Raw genomic sequence first — 14919 nt, 5'->3', positions numbered from 1 at the left:
GCTCCTGTAGGAGCGGGCTTGCCCCGCGATACGCTTAGCGCTTGTCTTTGCGCTTCTTCTCAGCTTTCTTGTGGTGCGACATCAAGCGACGCTTCTTGTTGACCTGGCGGTCGGTCAAGGTGTTCTTGTTGCCTTCGTACGGGTTGTCGCTGCCCTTGTACTCGATGCGGATCGGCGTACCGACCAGCTTCAGCACACGGCGGTAGGTGTTCTCCAGATAGCGCGAGTAGGACTTGGGTACCTTCTCGACCTGGTTACCGTGGATCACGATGATCGGCGGGTTGGCGCCGCCCAGGTGAGCGTAGCGCAGCTTGATCCGGCGGCTGTTGACCATCGGCGGCTGGTGCTCGCTGACCGCGTCTTCGAGAATCTGGGTCAGGCGGCTGGTCGGCCAGCGGGTAACCGCCGACTTGAACGAGTTCTGCACCGATTGGTACAGGTTGCCCACGCCAGTGCCGTGCAGCGCCGAGATGAAGTGAATGTCGGCGAAGTCGACGAAGAACAACCGGCGCTCAAGCTCGGTCTTCACATAGTCGCGCTCGCTCGGCTGCATGCCATCCCACTTGTTCAGGGCGATGACAATGGCGCGACCGGCTTCCAGGGCAAAGCCCAGCAGGTTCAGGTCATGGTCAACCACGCCTTCGCGGGCGTCCATGACGAAGATCACCACGTTGGCGTCCTTGATCGCCTGCAGGGTTTTCACCACCGAGAACTTTTCGACTTCCTCGTGGATCTTGCCGCGCTTGCGCACACCGGCGGTGTCGATCAGCGTGTACTTCTCTTCGTTACGCTCGAAGGGAATGTAGATACTGTCGCGCGTCGTACCGGGCTGGTCATAGACGATCACCCGGTCTTCACCGAGCATGCGGTTGACCAGGGTCGACTTGCCAACGTTCGGCCGGCCGATGATGGCGATCTTGATGCCATCTTTTTCGCTCGGGCCAGGGATACGCACCGCTTCCTCGCCTTCGGCGACGTTGGTGTCGATCTCTTCCTCTTCCTTGTCGCGCGGGAACTCGCTCAACACCGCTTCGAGCAGGTTGTTGACGCCACGACCCTGGGCGCCGGCGACGCCTATGGCGTTACCCATACCCAGTGGCGAGAACTCGGCGATAGCCATCTGCGGATCGATGTTGTCGATCTTGTTGGCGACCAGGAAGGAGCGCTTGTTGCGCTTGCGCAGGTGCTCGGAAATCATTTGGTCGGCGGCGGTGAGACCGGCGCGCGCGTCCACCAGGAACAGCACCACATCGGCCTCTTCGATGGCCAGCAGCGACTGCTCGGCCATTTTTTCGTCCATGCCGTGCTCGTCACCGGAAATACCACCGGTGTCGACCAGGATGTACGAACGGCCTTGCCAGCGTGCTTCACCGTACTGACGGTCACGGGTCAGCCCGGACAGGTCGCCGACGATGGCGTCGCGGGTCCTGGTCAGGCGGTTGAACATGGTGGATTTACCGACGTTCGGTCGGCCCACCAGGGCGATTACGGGAACCATGCGGCTCTCCACTTCATAAATTCAAAAAATACAAAGGCCGCTGCACTGCAGCGGCCGGAGTTCGGGCGGCACCCGAAGTGCCGCAGCCCGAGGCCTGCACGGCCTCAAGCATAGCCTCAGCGGATGGTCAGCGCCTCGAGCTTGCCGCTGTTGCCGTACACATAGATGGTGTCACCCACCACCAGCGGACGGGCGCGCAGGCCATCGCTGTCGATACGCTCACGACCGACGAAACGACCGTCGACCTGGCTGAGCAGATGCAGGTAGCCTTCCAGGTCACCTACTGCAACATAGCTTGAGAACACTTCCGGCGCCGACAACTGGCGACGGGCCAGCGAGTCGTTGCTCCACAGCGCGCTGGACGAACGTTCGTCGATGCCTTCCACGGTGCCCGAAGCCAGGCTCACGTAGACGTTACCAAAGCCCTGGGCCACACCGGTGTAGCTGGAGGCGTCGCGCTGCCACATCACCCGGCCGCTTTCCAGGTCAAGGCCGGCAACACGGCCCTGGTAGCTGGCTACATACAGGGTGCCGCCGGACAACAGCAGACCGCCGTCGATATCGACAACACGATCAAGCTCCGAGCGACCTTGCGGGATGGCAACGCGCTGTTCCCACACCGGCACGCCGTTCTGGGTGTCCAGGGCGATGACCTTGCCAGTCGACAGGCCAGCGATGGCCAGGCGGTTGGTCACGATAGGCGCGCCAGTACCACGCAGGGTCAGTACTGCCGGGGTGCTTTCGTAGATCCAGCGACGGTCGCCGGTGCTGGCATCCAGGCCGATCACGCGGTCATCCTGGGTCTGAATCACCACCACGTCACCGTTGGTGGCAGGCGGTGCCAGGACTTCACTGGTAACGCGCGAACGCCAGCGCTGTTCACCGGTGCTGGCGTCCAGGGCAATGACTTCACCCTTGAGGGTGCCGAGCATGACCATGCCGTAACCCACGCCAACTGCACCGGAAACAGGCAGCTCAAGCTCTTTCTTCCAGGCCACGTCGCCGGTGTTGCGATCCAGGGCCATCACCACGCCGGTGACATCGGCAGCGTAGATACGGTCGTTCTCGATCGCCGGGACCAGCATATTGAAGGATTCGCCCTGACCATCACCGATCGAGCGACTCCACAGCTTCTTCAGGACCACCTCTTCGGTGAAACTGGTGAGCTCAGCCGGAGGCAATTCCTTTTTGCTGTTGCTGCTGCAACCCACGGCCATGAGGGCCAGGGTCAGCACTGCTGCATGTTTCCAACCGATCACTTACGCATCCCCTTTGGCCAGGTCGTCGAGCTTGAGTTGCAGGCCACCGATCGCAGCGTCATCAGACAGCGCGTCCTTGGCTTTTTCGTAAGCGGCATGCGCATCGGCTACACGACCCAGTTGCACCAGCAGGTCGCCCTTGAGCTCTTCACGGCTGGCCAGGAACGCCTTGTCGGCGTCGCCTTCAAGCAGCTTCAAGGCTTCGTCGACCTTGTTCTGGGCAGCCAGGACACGAGCCAGGCGCTGACGGGCGATTTCACCCAGGGTGGCATCGGCCGGCTTGTCCATTACTGACTTGAGTTCGGCTGCAGCATCATCCAGCTTGCCAGCCTCGACCGCGACCTTGGCCACGAACAGGCTGCCGTACTGGGCATAGGCGGTGCCGCCAAACTCGTTCTTGAGCTTGCCCGACAACTCGGCGACCTTGGCCGCATCCGGCTCGCCACTTGGCGTCAGGGTGGTTTCCAGCAGGGCCTGATAGAGGTTCGAGGCGCCTTGCGACTGGTTGCCCTGGTACTTCTGGAAGGCTTGCCAGCCAAACACTATCACCAGTGCCAGCAGGCCGCCGGTTACCAGTGGCTTGCCGTTACGCTGCCACCAGTCCTTGAATGCCGCCAGCTGTTCATCATCGGTACTCGACACCCCAATACTCCTTTTCACCAAATCGGCTGTTGACCCGCTTCACGCCTGCGCGAGGGAAGCTTCCAGGTGCTCTGCCAGAGCATCCCAGGCAATGTTTTGTTGTTCGCCCTGGCCACGCAGGGGTTTGAAACCTACCACTTGTTGCGCCAGTTCGTCGTCCCCCAGGATCAAGGCAAACAGCGCTGCACTCTTGTCGGCCTTCTTGAACTGGCTCTTGAAGCTGCCACCACCGGCATTGACCTGCAGGCGCAGGTTCGGCAAGCGATCACGCAGACGCTCGGCCAGGGCCAGGCCTGCCAGTTCTGCCTGCTCGCCGAAGGCGCACAGGTAGACATCGACCTGGCGGTTGATCGACTCGGGGATCTGTCCCAGGGTTTCGAGCAGCAGAATCAGACGCTCGATACCCATGGCGAAACCAACGCCCGGGGTCGGCTTGCCGCCCATCTGCTCGACCAGGCCATCGTAGCGGCCGCCGGCACAGACGGTGCCCTGGGAGCCGAGCTTGTCGGTGACCCACTCGAACACGGTCTTGCTGTAGTAATCCAGGCCACGTACCAGCTTGGTGTTGATCACGAATGGAATGCCGGCGGCATCCAGACGCGCCTTCAGGCCCTCGAAGTGCACGCGGGACTCTTCGTCCAGGTAGTCTTCAAGCTTCGGCGCATCGACCAGCACCGCCTGGGTATTGGCGTCCTTGGTATCGAGGATGCGCAGCGGGTTGGTCTTCAGGCGACGCTGGCTGTCTTCGTCCAGCTGGTCCAGACGCGCCGAGAGGAACTCGACCAGCGCATCACGGTAACGGGCACGGGCTTCGCTGGTGCCCAGGCTGTTGAGTTCGAGCTTGACCGCATCACGGATACCCAGCAGCTTCCACAGGCGCCAGGTCAGTACGATCAGCTCGGCGTCGATGTCCGGACCGTCGAGGTTGAACACCTCGAGGCCGATCTGGTGGAACTGACGATAACGGCCTTTTTGCGGGCGCTCATGGCGGAACATCTGGCCGATGTACCAGAGCTTCTGCACCTGGCCGCCACCGCTGATACCGTGCTCGAGCACGGCACGTACGCAGGCCGCGGTGCCTTCCGGACGCAGGGTCAGGGAGTCGCCATTGCGGTCGGTGAAGGTGTACATCTCTTTTTCGACGATGTCGGTGACTTCACCGATCGAGCGCTTGAACAGCTCGGTGAACTCGACGATAGGCGTGCGGATCTGGCGATAGCCATAGGAGTCCAGCAGGCCTGCCACGGTGCTCTCGAAATAGCGCCACAGCGGCGTCTGCTCGGGCAGGATGTCGTTCATGCCACGGATGGCTTGCAGCGATTTGCTCACGGAAAATCCTTACGAATCTGGGTGTCAGCCACGGGCGATCAGGGCCGCGTCGGCTTCGGCCTTTTCGGCCGCTTTCTGGCGGATGAGTCTTTCCAGCTCATCGACCAGGTTGTCATTGCTCAGCTTCTGCGATGGCTTGCCATCGATGTAGATCAGGTTCGGCGTACCGCCCGTCAGCCCCACATGGGCCTCCTTGGCTTCGCCAGGACCATTGACCACACAGCCGATCACGGCCACGTCCAGCGGTACCAGCAGGTCTTCCAGGCGACCTTCAAGCTCGTTCATGGTCTTGACCACATCGAAGTTCTGCCGCGAGCAGCTCGGGCAGGCGATGAAATTGATACCACGCGAACGCAGGTGCAAGGACTTGAGGATGTCGTAACCGACCTTGACCTCTTCGACCGGGTCTGCCGCCAGGGAGATGCGAATAGTATCGCCAATCCCTTCGGCAAGCAGCATACCGAGGCCGACCGCGGATTTCACCGTGCCCGAACGCAGGCCACCGGCTTCGGTGATACCCAGGTGCAGCGGCTGGATGATCTGCTTGGCCAGCAGGCGGTAGGCTTCGACGGCCATGAACACGTCGGAGGCCTTTACGCTGACCTTGAAGTCCTGGAAGTCCAGGCGATCGAGGTGCTCGACATGGCGCATGGCCGACTCGACCAGCGCTGCCGGGGTAGGCTCGCCGTACTTTTTCTGCAGGTCTTTTTCCAGGGAACCGGCGTTGACACCGATGCGGATTGGAATGCCACGGTCGCGGGCGGCATCGACCACCGCACGAACGCGGTCTTCACGACCGATGTTGCCCGGGTTGATGCGCAGGCAATCGACACCCAGCTCGGCCACGCGCAGAGCGATGCGGTAGTCGAAGTGGATGTCGGCAACCAGCGGAACGCTGACTTGCTGCTTGATGCGACCGAAAGCTTCGGCGGCATCCATGTCCGGAACCGAGACACGCACGATATCAACGCCGGCATCGACCAGGCGGTTGATCTGCGCCACGGTGGCGGCGACATCGTTGGTGTCGGTGTTGGTCATGCTCTGGACGGCGATGGGTGCATCGCCGCCGACAGGCACATTACCAACCCAGATTTTCCGGGATTCGCGACGTTTGATCGGAGATTCGCCGTGCATGACTTATTGTCCCAACTTCAGGCGAGCAGTCTCGCCACTGGTGAACGGCGCAAGGTCGACGGCCTGGCCGTTGTAGCTGAGCTGCACGCCCCGGGCGAAGCCCAGGCGTACCGCGAACGGCGGCTTGCCGCTCAGCTGCAGGCTCTCGCCCTTGCGCTTGATGGCGCTGAACAGCACCTTGCCGTTACCGTCGGTGACCGACGTCCAGCAATTGGCGGTGAATTGCATGTGCACCTGGCCGCTTCCGGCAGCGACAGGGGCTGCGGCGGCAGGAGCCGGGGCAGTGGCAGGAGCGCTGGCAACTACCGCAGGCGCTACCGGTGCCACGGGAGCTGGTGCTGGTGCTGGAATCACTGCAGCTGGCGCGGGGGCAGGAACCACTGCAGCCGGAGCGACAGGTGCCACAGGCGTTGCCGGGCTGACGGCAGCTTCTGGTGCTGGCGTCTGGGTAGCCTGTTCGGACGGCGTCACAGCCTGGTCCAGGTTCAGCGTGGTGCTTTCAGGCTGCTGGCCGGCGGTCACAGCCTGGTCTTCAGGCTCGTCCAGCGGGTGGATCTGGGTAGTGCCATCGGCGCTTTCAACCTCTACGTGCTCAAGGGCCATGTTGACCAGGTCCTTGCTGCGCTGGCTGCTCTGATCCTGCCACCAGAAGAAGCCGCCACCGATCACCACCACCAGCATCAACAGGCTGACAATGCGCAGGATGTTGTGTGAGAGGCGAACAGGCTCTTCGATACGACCGAGGGCATGCACATCGCTGCCCTGGGCGTGGGTGCCGGTGCATTGGTCGAAGGCCTGCACCAGAGCGGCCTGGTCCATGTCCAGCAGCTTGGCATAAGCGCGGATGTAGCCACGGGCAAAGGTGTGCCCGGGCAGCTTGTCGAAGGCGCCGGATTCAAGATTGTTCAGGGAACTCACGGTCAGGTTGAGCTTGCGGGCCACTTCGGCCTGCGACAAGTCCCTGCTCTCGCGGGCCTGACGCAAAGTCTCACCTGGGTTCTCGCGAGTCGCTGCTGCTACTTCGGGATGCGCCGCTTTCATCATTGCTCCGACAGGTATTGCTGATATTCCGGCGTACCGGGATAAAGTCGTTGTAATTGCAGGCCCAGATCGGCGGCCTTGTTCCGTTCCTCGAAAACGTTGGCCAGGCGACTGCCCAGCAGCAAGCTGCGGGCACTGTGGTCGCTCAGCTGGCTGAAACGATCGTAGTAGTCACGGGCCGGCACATAATGCCTGTCTTCGTAAGACAACTCAGCCATTTCGAGCAACGCACGCGGTTGCTGCTGGTTGAGGCGTAAAGCTTTTACCAGGTATTGCTGCGCCTGATCACGCTGGCCGAGCCTCAAGGCAGTTAGGCCAAGGCTCTCGAACACCCGGGAACGCTCAGGATACAGCGTATCGGCCGCTGCTTGGGCAAACATCTGCTGCGCCTGCGCGTATTGGCCCCGAGCATAAAGAAAACTGCCGTAGTTGTTACGGATCCGCGTATCGTCCGGGCGACTGGCCAACGCCTTGCGGTAGTGTTTCTCAGCCAGTTCCGACTCATCTTCAGCCTGATACACCAAAGCCAGGGCAGCGTTGGCGGCGGCATCCTGGCTATTGAGATCAAGCGCTTTTTTCAGTGGCCCCTTGGCCTGACCGGTCAAACCTTGTTGCAAATAACCCAACCCAAGCTGCACATAGGCCTGAGCTGCATGCTCCCTGCCCTCGCGACTTGCCAGCGTGTCCGAACTCCCGCCGGACACGCAGCCTGCAAGCAGGGCGAGCGACAGGATCGGCAGCGCGGCGCGCAAGGTCATGGAGGTCCTCTCTTCAGTTCCGTACAGCGCTTTCTTGCACATCGCCGTCGGCGTTCAACTGACGCACGGCAAGCAAGCGTTCGCTACGACGGGTACGGTCCATTACCTGGCCTACCAACTGGCCGCACGCCGCGTCGATGTCTTCACCACGGGTGGTGCGCACTGTCACGTTGTAACCGGCGTGATGCAGGTGATCCTGGAAACGGCGGATGGCGTTGTTGCTCGGACGCTCGTAGCCGGAATGCGGGAACGGGTTGAACGGGATCAGGTTGATCTTGCACGGAACATCCTTGAGCAGCTCGGCCATTTCCACGGCGTGTTCGAGCTTGTCGTTGACGTCCTTGAGCAGGGTGTACTCGATGGTCAGCACACGCTTTTCGCCCAGCTGCGACATGTAGTTCATGCACGCGGCGAGCAATACCTTGAGCGGGTACTTCTTGTTGATCGGCACCAGTTCATTGCGCAGCGCGTCGTTCGGCGCGTGCAGCGACAGGGCCAGGGAGACGTCGATGTGCTTGGCCAGCTCTTCGATCATCGGTACCACGCCGGAGGTGGACAGGGTCACCCGGCGCTTGGAAATGCCGTAGCCGAGGTCGTCCATCATCAGGTGCATGGCGGCGACCACGTTGTCGAAGTTCAGCAGCGGCTCGCCCATGCCCATCATCACCACGTTGGTGATGGCACGGTCGATCTTGGCAGGCACTGTGCCGAACGACTTGTTGGCAATCCACACCTGGCCGATCACTTCGGCGGCGGTGAGGTTGCTGTTGAATCCTTGCTTGCCGGTAGAGCAGAAACTGCAGTCCAGGGCGCAACCGGCCTGGGACGAGACACACAGCGTGCCACGCTTGCCCTGGGGGATGTACACGGTCTCGACGCAGCTGCCGGACGCCACGCGCACTACCCATTTACGGGTACCGTCGGTGGAGATGTCCTCGCTGACCACTTCCGGACCGCGAACCTCGGCAACTGCCTTGAGCTTTTCACGCAAGGCCTTGCCGACGTTGGTCATGGCGTCGAAATCATCGACGCCAAAGTGGTGAATCCATTTCATTACCTGACCGGCACGGAAACGCTTCTCCCCGATAGAGTCGAAGAATTTTTCCATTTCCGGCTGGGTCAGCCCCAACAGGTTAGTTTTGCCAGTCGATGTCGTCATGGATTCACCCTCACTCGTAAGCTTTCGCTTAGCGAGTGGTTACCTCGGTAGCTGCGAAGAAGTAAGCGATTTCGCGAGCAGCGGCTGCTTCGGAGTCCGAACCGTGAACGGCGTTGGCGTCGATCGACTCGGCGAAGTCAGCACGGATGGTGCCTGGAGCAGCTTCTTTAGGGTTGGTAGCGCCCATCAGCTCACGGTTCAGAGCGATGGCGTTTTCGCCTTCCAGAACTTGAACAACAACTGGACCGGAAGTCATGAAGGCAACCAGGTCACCGAAGAAACCGCGCTCTTTGTGCTCAGCGTAGAAACCTTCGGCTTCGGCTTTGGACAGTTGCTTGATTTTCGAAGCAACGATGCGCAGGCCAGCTTCTTCGAAGCGAGTGGTGATCTTGCCGATCACGTTCTTGGCAACGGCGTCAGGCTTGATGATCGAGAAAGTACGTTGAACAGCCATGGTGTAACTCCAGAAACGTTGAGTGAAGCGAAAAATTAAACCCGCGAATTATACGCGGGTTCCGGGGGATTGCCTAACCTGCCGAGCGCGCTCAGTCGGCTTCTTCGATCCAGGCCGCCTGGATGGCTTCGAGAACCTTCTCGCCGCCACGCTGCGGATCGTCACTGAATTCCGGCAATGCCAGCACCCACTGGTGCAGATCGACGAAATTCACATAACGAGGATCGACTTCCGGCTTGCTTTCCGCAAGCTGGATTGCAATTTCAAGTACATCAACCCATTTCAGGCTCATGTCGGCTCCAGGATCAATGCGGCGCTTCGGCTGCGTGGTTGAGCGAGTACTTCGGAATTTCGACGGTGACGTCTTCGGTTCCGACCTTGGCCTGGCAGGTCAGGCGCGAGGTAGGCTCCAGGCCCCAGGCGCGATCCAGGTAGTCCTCTTCCAGCTCGTCGGCTTCATTGAGCGAGTTGAAGCCTTCGCGAATCACGCAGTGACACGTGGTGCATGCGCAGACACCACCGCAGGCGCTTTCGATCTCGATGTGGTTGTCGTGCGCCACTTCAAGAATGGACTTACCTGTCTCAGCCTCCACCACCATGCCATCCGGGCAGAACTTCTCGTGGGGCAGAAAAATCACCTGCGGCATCAGTTATTCCTCGATCTCATTCAGGTTGCGCCCGGCCAACGCGGCTTTTACCGTCGAATCAAGGCGACGGGCGGCAAAGGCATCGGTCACCTGCGACAGACGCTTGGTCTGCTGCTCGATGGCTGCGCCATCGGTGCCGTTGATCAAATCACGCAAGTCTTGCATTTGTTGTTCGATAGCCAGGCGCTCTTCGGCGTCCAGCAGCCGGTCGCCATCGGCGTCCAGCGCGCCCTGCACAGCTTCAAGCAGGCGCTCGGCGTCGACCTGGTGCTCGCGCAGCTGGCGCGCCACCTTGTCGAACCCTGCATGCTCGAAGGAATCCTTGAGCATGCGGGTAATTTCACCGTCGGTCAGGCCGTAGGAAGGCTTGACCTGAATACTCGACTCGACACCCGATCCCAGCTCTCGCGCCGAAACGCTGAGCAGGCCGTCGGCATCGACCTGGAAGGTGACGCGGATCTTCGCGGCACCCGCGACCATCGCCGGAATACCGCGAAGCTCGAATCGCGCCAGCGAACGGCAGTCGCTGATCAGCTCGCGCTCACCCTGCAGCACATGAATCATCATGGCCGACTGGCCGTCCTTGTAAGTGGTGAACTCCTGGGCGCGGGCAACCGGGATGGTGGTGTTTCGCGGAATCACCTTCTCCATCAACCCACCCATGGTCTCCAGCCCAAGGGACAGCGGAATCACGTCGAGCAACAGCAGTTCGCCACCATCGCGACGGTTGCCGGCCAGGGTATCGGCTTGGATTGCGGCGCCGATGGCAACCACCTGGTCCGGGTCGATATCGGTCAACGGCGTACGACCAAACAGAGCACCGACGGCCTCACGCACGCGCGGCACACGGGTCGAGCCGCCAACCATGACCACGGCAGCCACTTCTTCGAGCTCGACACCGCTGTCACGCACAGCGCGACGGCAGGCCTTGAGGCTACGGGCTACCAGCGACTCAATCAGGGCATCGAATGCAGTGCGGGTCAGCTCGGCTTGCCAGTTGCCGTAGGCGACAGTGACCGAGTCAGCGTCGGTCAGCGCTTCTTTGGCTGCGCAAGCTGCTTGCAACAGTTGGCGCTGGGCACCCGGATCGAGGTCCGAAGACAGGCCGGCCTGCTCGACAATCCAGCTGGCGATGGCGTGGTCGAAATCATCGCCACCCAAGGCGCTATCGCCACCGGTGGCGAGCACTTCAAACACACCGCCAGTCAGCCGCAGGATCGAGATGTCGAAGGTTCCGCCACCCAGGTCATAAATGGCCACCAGGCCTTCGGCATTCTGGTCCAGGCCATAGGCCACGGCAGCTGCGGTCGGCTCGTTGAGCAGGCGCAGGACGTTCAGCCCGGCCAGACGCGCGGCATCCTTGGTCGCCTGGCGCTGGGCATCGTCGAAATAGGCCGGCACGGTGATTACCGCGCCCACCAACTCGCCACCCAGGGTTTCCTCGGCGCGCTGACGCAGCACCTTGAGAATATCGGCCGAGACTTCCACCGGGCTTTTCGGGCCCTGCACGGTGTCGATGAACGGCATGTGCGACTCGCCGCCGACAAAGCGGTACGGCAGTTGCTCACCCAGTTGCTTGACGTCCGCCAGGCCACGGCCCATCAGACGCTTGACCGACAGCACGGTATTGAGTGGGTCGCTGGAGGCGGCATCACGCGCTACCTGACCGACATCGATGTGGTCGGCATGGTAACGCACAGCCGAAGGCAGGATGACCCGACCTTGAGCGTCGGGCAGGGGCTCGCTACGGCCGCTGCGCAATGCCGCGACCAGGGAGTTGGTGGTGCCAAGGTCAATACCCACCGCCAGGCGACGCTGGTGCGGTTGAGGGCTCTGACCGGGTTCGGCGATCTGCAGTAGGGCCATGCTTATCTGAATACCAGGGGCGCCGCCAGAAGCAGCGCCGAGTTAATCGTCGAGGCGCTCTTCCAGCTGGCGCACTTCGTAGGCGAGCTTGTCGAGAAACTGCATGCGGCGCATCAGGCGCTCGGCCTGTTCGCGCTGCGCAGGATCATCCCAGCAGGCGGCGAAATCCTCGTTGAGCGTTTCCTGGGCGGTTTTCAAGCGACGCTTGAACACGGCAACACCGTCGAGGTCGGCACTGTCCTGGAGGTCTTCGAGCTCTTCGCGCAGTTGCATCTGCTGCAGCAGAAACTCGGGATCATGGACGGTGACTTCCTGCGGCACTTCATGGCCGCCGATCGCCAACAGGTAACGGGCACGCCGGGGCGCGCTCTTTAGCGTCTGGTAGGCCTCGTTCAGCGCGGCCGAACGTTCGAGCGCTATGCGCTGTTCACGTTCGGAGGCATCGGCGAAGCGATCCGGGTGGACCTCACGGGCCAGCTCGCGGTAGCGAACGGCCAGTTTGTCGAGGTCCAGACGGAAGCCAGGTTGCAGGTCAAACAGGGCGAAATGACAAGGAGTTCCCACGCGCAGCCTCAGACGTTGAAGCTTTCGCCGCAGCCACACTCACCGCGTACGTTGGGGTTGTTGAACTTGAAGCCTTCGTTCAACCCTTCCTTGACGAAATCGAGCTCGGTACCGTCGAGGTAGGCCAGGCTCTTTGGATCAATGATCACTTTCTCGCCGTGGCTTTCAAAAACCTGGTCTTCGGCGTCTGGCTGATCAACGAACTCCAGCACATAGGCCAGACCCGAGCAGCCGGTGGTACGAACGCCCAGGCGAATGCCAAGACCCTTGCCGCGTCCGTCGAGAGAGCGCCGCACATGGTTGGCGGCGGCTTCTGTCATGCTGATAGCCATCGAGACTCCTTACCTGCAACAGGCGAACTTAGAGCAAACCTTTCTTCTGCTTGTAATCGCGTACGGCCGCCTTGATGGCGTCCTCGGCGAGTACCGAGCAGTGAATTTTAACGGGCGGCAACGCCAGTTCTTCGGCCAGCTGGGTGTTCTTGATGGTTTCGGCTTCGTCCAGAGTCTTACCCTTCATCCACTCGGTGGCCAGGGAGCTGGAGGCGATGGCCGAACCACAGCCGTAGGTCTTGAACTTGGCGTCTTCGATGACGCCCTGCTCGTTGACCTTGATCTGCAGGCGCATCACGTCGCCGCACGCTGGAGCGCCGACCATGCCGGTTCCGACATCCGGATCCTCGGCATTCATCTTGCCGACGTTGCGTGGGTTTTCGTAATGGTCGATGACCTTTTCACTGTATGCCATGGTGCAATTCCTTCCTCATCAGAGAGCCGCTCTTGCCGGCGACTACTTAGTGCGCAGCCCACTCGATCTTGGAGATGTCGACGCCGTCTTTGTACATATCCCACAGCGGCGACAACTCGCGCAGCTTGGTCACGGCCTCGCAAACTTTCTGCGCGGCGTAGTCGATTTCTTCTTCGGTGGTGAAACGACCGAAGGTAAAACGGATCGAGCTGTGAGCCAGCTCGTCGTTGCGGCCCAGGGCGCGCAGCACATAGGACGGCTCCAACGAAGCCGAGGTGCACGCCGAACCGGACGACACTGCCAGGTCCTTGAGGGCCATGATCAGCGATTCGCCTTCAACGTAGTTGAAGCTCAGGTTCAGGTTGTGCGGAATGCGCGCGGTCATGCTGCCGTTGATGTACAGCTCTTCAAGGCCTTCGACCTGCTGGTAGAAGCGGTCGCTCAGGGCCTTGATACGAACGTTCTCGCTGGCCATCAGCTCTTTGGCGATGGCGAACGCTTCACCCATGCCGACGATCTGGTGGGTTGCCAGGGTGCCCGAACGCATGCCGCGCTCGTGACCGCCGCCGTGCATGGTGGCTTCCAGGCGCACGCGAGGCTTGCGGCTGACGTACAGCGCGCCGATGCCTTTAGGGCCGTAGGTTTTGTGTGCAGAGAAGGACATCAGGTCGACTTTCAGCTTCTGCAGGTCGATTTCGACTTTGCCAGTGGACTGAGCAGCATCGACGTGGAACATAACGCCGCGAGCGCGGGTCAGTTCGCCGATGGCTGCGATGTCGTTGATGGTGCCGATTTCGTTGTTCACATGCATGATCGACACCAGGATGGTGTCGTCACGCAGGGCAGCTTCAATCATGGCCGGGGTGATCAGGCCATCGGCGCCTGGCTCGATGTAGGTGACTTCAAAGCCTTCACGCTCCAGCTGGCGCGTGCTGTCCAGGACAGCCTTGTGCTCGATCTTGGAGGTGATCAGGTGCTTGCCCTTGGTGCTGTAGAAGTGCGCAACGCCCTTGATTGCCAGGTTGTCGGACTCGGTTGCACCGCTGGTCCAGACAATTTCACGCGGGTCGGCATTGACCAGGTCAGCGACCTGGCGGCGAGCGTTCTCGACCGCTTCTTCGGCTTTCCAGCCAAAGACGTGGGAGCGCGACGCCGGGTTACCGAAGTTCCCGTCGACCAGCAGGCAGTCGCTCATCTTCTGGGCAACGCGTGGGTCGACCGGGGTGGTCGCGGAGTAATCGAGGTAGATCGGCAACTTCATTGAATATCTCCTATCAGGCGGTCGCGCCGCGCGTCGAAACGGTCATTCGACGGCAGACGTCTCAATCTTGTCCAGCTGCGGTGCCCGGCCTGCGATACGTCGCAGGTCCTGGCGCTGGGCGACTTCTTGTACCTCACGGCGAGTAACAAGGTCAGCCAGGCTGATACCGCTGAGGAATTCGTGAATCTGCTGGCTCAGGTCGCACCACAAGTGGTGGGTAAGGCAGGTGTCGCCGGCGTGGCAATCACCCAGACCCTGGCAGCGTGTTGCGTCAACCGATTCGTTAACCGCATCGATGACCTGTGCGACCTGAATGCTCTCCATGCTTCGCGACAGCTGATAGCCGCCGCCAGGGCCGCGCACGCTGGAAACCAGACTGCTGCGGCGCAGCTTTGCAAACAGCTGCTCCAGATAAGAAAGGGAGATGCCTTGGCGCTCGGAAATGTCGGCCAGAGACACCGGCCCATGCTGCGCGTGCAACGCCAGATCAAGCATGGCGGTCACGGCGTATCGGCCTTTTGTAGTCAGTCGCATGGCTAGTAGGTACCACGGGGTTACGG

At 61.2% G+C, this 14919-nt stretch carries 17 protein-coding genes; all 17 read right to left on the bottom strand.

Translation table 11 applies throughout. The features are described from left to right. Positions 1–34: 34 nt before the first annotated feature. The 17 genes from der to iscR all read right to left on the bottom strand — a co-directional run bounded on the left by der (position 35) and on the right by iscR (position 14893). On the bottom strand, positions 35–1498 hold the full coding sequence (gene der / locus U9R80_RS04905) for a ribosome biogenesis GTPase Der (RefSeq protein WP_028942775.1): 1464 nt from the start codon (positions 1496–1498) through the stop codon (positions 35–37). A gap of 116 nt (positions 1499–1614) precedes the next feature. Further along, positions 1615–2757: an outer membrane protein assembly factor BamB gene (gene bamB / locus U9R80_RS04900; RefSeq protein ID WP_301837435.1), complete on the bottom strand. Its 1143-nt coding sequence runs from the start codon at positions 2755–2757 to the stop codon at positions 1615–1617. Next, the gene (locus U9R80_RS04895; protein ID WP_301837436.1) at positions 2758–3399 is read right to left on the bottom strand and encodes a YfgM family protein; all 642 of its coding nucleotides are present in this window, start codon (positions 3397–3399) and stop codon (positions 2758–2760) included. Positions 3400–3438: 39 nt separating this feature from the next. Next, the gene (gene hisS / locus U9R80_RS04890) at positions 3439–4728 is read right to left on the bottom strand and encodes a histidine--tRNA ligase (protein ID WP_301837437.1); all 1290 of its coding nucleotides are present in this window, start codon (positions 4726–4728) and stop codon (positions 3439–3441) included. Between the two features lie 24 nt (positions 4729–4752). Then, positions 4753–5862: a flavodoxin-dependent (E)-4-hydroxy-3-methylbut-2-enyl-diphosphate synthase gene (ispG, locus tag U9R80_RS04885; RefSeq protein ID WP_301837438.1), complete on the bottom strand. Its 1110-nt coding sequence runs from the start codon at positions 5860–5862 to the stop codon at positions 4753–4755. A gap of 3 nt (positions 5863–5865) precedes the next feature. Continuing rightward, on the bottom strand, positions 5866–6903 hold the full coding sequence (locus tag U9R80_RS04880; protein WP_301837439.1) for a RodZ domain-containing protein: 1038 nt from the start codon (positions 6901–6903) through the stop codon (positions 5866–5868). Beyond that, positions 6903–7661 carry a type IV pilus biogenesis/stability protein PilW gene (gene pilW, locus U9R80_RS04875; RefSeq protein ID WP_301837440.1) on the bottom strand — a complete coding sequence of 253 codons (759 nt, stop codon included), beginning with the start codon at positions 7659–7661 and terminating at the stop codon, positions 6903–6905. The genes U9R80_RS04880 and pilW overlap by 1 nt, the downstream gene beginning before the upstream one ends. A gap of 13 nt (positions 7662–7674) precedes the next feature. Further along, positions 7675–8820: a 23S rRNA (adenine(2503)-C(2))-methyltransferase RlmN gene (gene rlmN / locus U9R80_RS04870; protein WP_301837441.1), complete on the bottom strand. Its 1146-nt coding sequence runs from the start codon at positions 8818–8820 to the stop codon at positions 7675–7677. A gap of 28 nt (positions 8821–8848) precedes the next feature. Beyond that, positions 8849–9274 (bottom strand): nucleoside-diphosphate kinase, encoded by a 426-nt coding sequence (ndk, locus tag U9R80_RS04865; protein WP_301837442.1) that lies wholly within the window; start codon positions 9272–9274, stop codon positions 8849–8851. A gap of 91 nt (positions 9275–9365) precedes the next feature. Beyond that, positions 9366–9566, bottom strand: a complete 201-nt coding sequence (gene iscX / locus U9R80_RS04860; RefSeq protein ID WP_028942766.1) for a Fe-S cluster assembly protein IscX — start codon at positions 9564–9566, stop codon at positions 9366–9368. A 13-nt stretch (positions 9567–9579) separates the two neighbouring features. Then, positions 9580–9921 carry an ISC system 2Fe-2S type ferredoxin gene (gene fdx, locus U9R80_RS04855; protein ID WP_043864467.1) on the bottom strand — a complete coding sequence of 114 codons (342 nt, stop codon included), beginning with the start codon at positions 9919–9921 and terminating at the stop codon, positions 9580–9582. A gap of 3 nt (positions 9922–9924) precedes the next feature. Further along, positions 9925–11787, bottom strand: a complete 1863-nt coding sequence (gene hscA / locus U9R80_RS04850; protein WP_301837443.1) for a Fe-S protein assembly chaperone HscA — start codon at positions 11785–11787, stop codon at positions 9925–9927. Positions 11788–11829: 42 nt separating this feature from the next. Then, positions 11830–12351: a co-chaperone HscB gene (gene hscB, locus U9R80_RS04845; RefSeq protein ID WP_301837444.1), complete on the bottom strand. Its 522-nt coding sequence runs from the start codon at positions 12349–12351 to the stop codon at positions 11830–11832. Between the two features lie 8 nt (positions 12352–12359). Continuing rightward, positions 12360–12683 (bottom strand): iron-sulfur cluster assembly protein IscA, encoded by a 324-nt coding sequence (gene iscA, locus U9R80_RS04840; RefSeq protein ID WP_028942762.1) that lies wholly within the window; start codon positions 12681–12683, stop codon positions 12360–12362. A gap of 28 nt (positions 12684–12711) precedes the next feature. Further along, the gene (gene iscU, locus U9R80_RS04835; protein WP_002552476.1) at positions 12712–13098 is read right to left on the bottom strand and encodes a Fe-S cluster assembly scaffold IscU; all 387 of its coding nucleotides are present in this window, start codon (positions 13096–13098) and stop codon (positions 12712–12714) included. A 46-nt stretch (positions 13099–13144) separates the two neighbouring features. Beyond that, positions 13145–14359 (bottom strand): IscS subfamily cysteine desulfurase, encoded by a 1215-nt coding sequence (locus U9R80_RS04830; protein WP_301837445.1) that lies wholly within the window; start codon positions 14357–14359, stop codon positions 13145–13147. 42 nt (positions 14360–14401) lie between these two features. Continuing rightward, positions 14402–14893, bottom strand: a complete 492-nt coding sequence (iscR, locus tag U9R80_RS04825; protein WP_038614519.1) for a Fe-S cluster assembly transcriptional regulator IscR — start codon at positions 14891–14893, stop codon at positions 14402–14404. Positions 14894–14919 lie beyond the last annotated feature (26 nt).

It is taken from the genome of Pseudomonas sp. JQ170C (genome assembly GCF_035581345.1).
Classification (GTDB): Bacteria; Pseudomonadota; Gammaproteobacteria; order Pseudomonadales; family Pseudomonadaceae; genus Aquipseudomonas.
The sequence above is the reverse complement of the archived record's forward strand: the minus strand, read 5'-3'. Positions and strand labels throughout refer to the sequence as shown.

What these genes read in the sequence shown, in the direction of transcription:
- U9R80_RS04880 (WP_301837439.1), bottom strand. Translation starts at nt 6,903, where the DNA reads ATGAAAGCGGCGCATCCCGAAGTAGCAGCAGCGACTCGCGAGAACCCA.
- rlmN (WP_301837441.1), bottom strand. Translation starts at nt 8,820, where the DNA reads ATGACGACATCGACTGGCAAAACTAACCTGTTGGGGCTGACCCAGCCG.
- fdx (WP_043864467.1), bottom strand. Translation starts at nt 9,921, where the DNA reads ATGCCGCAGGTGATTTTTCTGCCCCACGAGAAGTTCTGCCCGGATGGC.
- iscX (WP_028942766.1), bottom strand. Translation starts at nt 9,566, where the DNA reads ATGAGCCTGAAATGGGTTGATGTACTTGAAATTGCAATCCAGCTTGCG.
- hscA (WP_301837443.1), bottom strand. Translation starts at nt 11,787, where the DNA reads ATGGCCCTACTGCAGATCGCCGAACCCGGTCAGAGCCCTCAACCGCAC.
- der (WP_028942775.1), bottom strand. Translation starts at nt 1,498, where the DNA reads ATGGTTCCCGTAATCGCCCTGGTGGGCCGACCGAACGTCGGTAAATCC.
- ispG (WP_301837438.1), bottom strand. Translation starts at nt 5,862, where the DNA reads ATGCACGGCGAATCTCCGATCAAACGTCGCGAATCCCGGAAAATCTGG.
- U9R80_RS04830 (WP_301837445.1), bottom strand. Translation starts at nt 14,359, where the DNA reads ATGAAGTTGCCGATCTACCTCGATTACTCCGCGACCACCCCGGTCGAC.
- iscR (WP_038614519.1), bottom strand. Translation starts at nt 14,893, where the DNA reads ATGCGACTGACTACAAAAGGCCGATACGCCGTGACCGCCATGCTTGAT.
- iscA (WP_028942762.1), bottom strand. Translation starts at nt 12,683, where the DNA reads ATGGCTATCAGCATGACAGAAGCCGCCGCCAACCATGTGCGGCGCTCT.
- ndk (WP_301837442.1), bottom strand. Translation starts at nt 9,274, where the DNA reads ATGGCTGTTCAACGTACTTTCTCGATCATCAAGCCTGACGCCGTTGCC.
- pilW (WP_301837440.1), bottom strand. Translation starts at nt 7,661, where the DNA reads ATGACCTTGCGCGCCGCGCTGCCGATCCTGTCGCTCGCCCTGCTTGCA.
- iscU (WP_002552476.1), bottom strand. Translation starts at nt 13,098, where the DNA reads ATGGCATACAGTGAAAAGGTCATCGACCATTACGAAAACCCACGCAAC.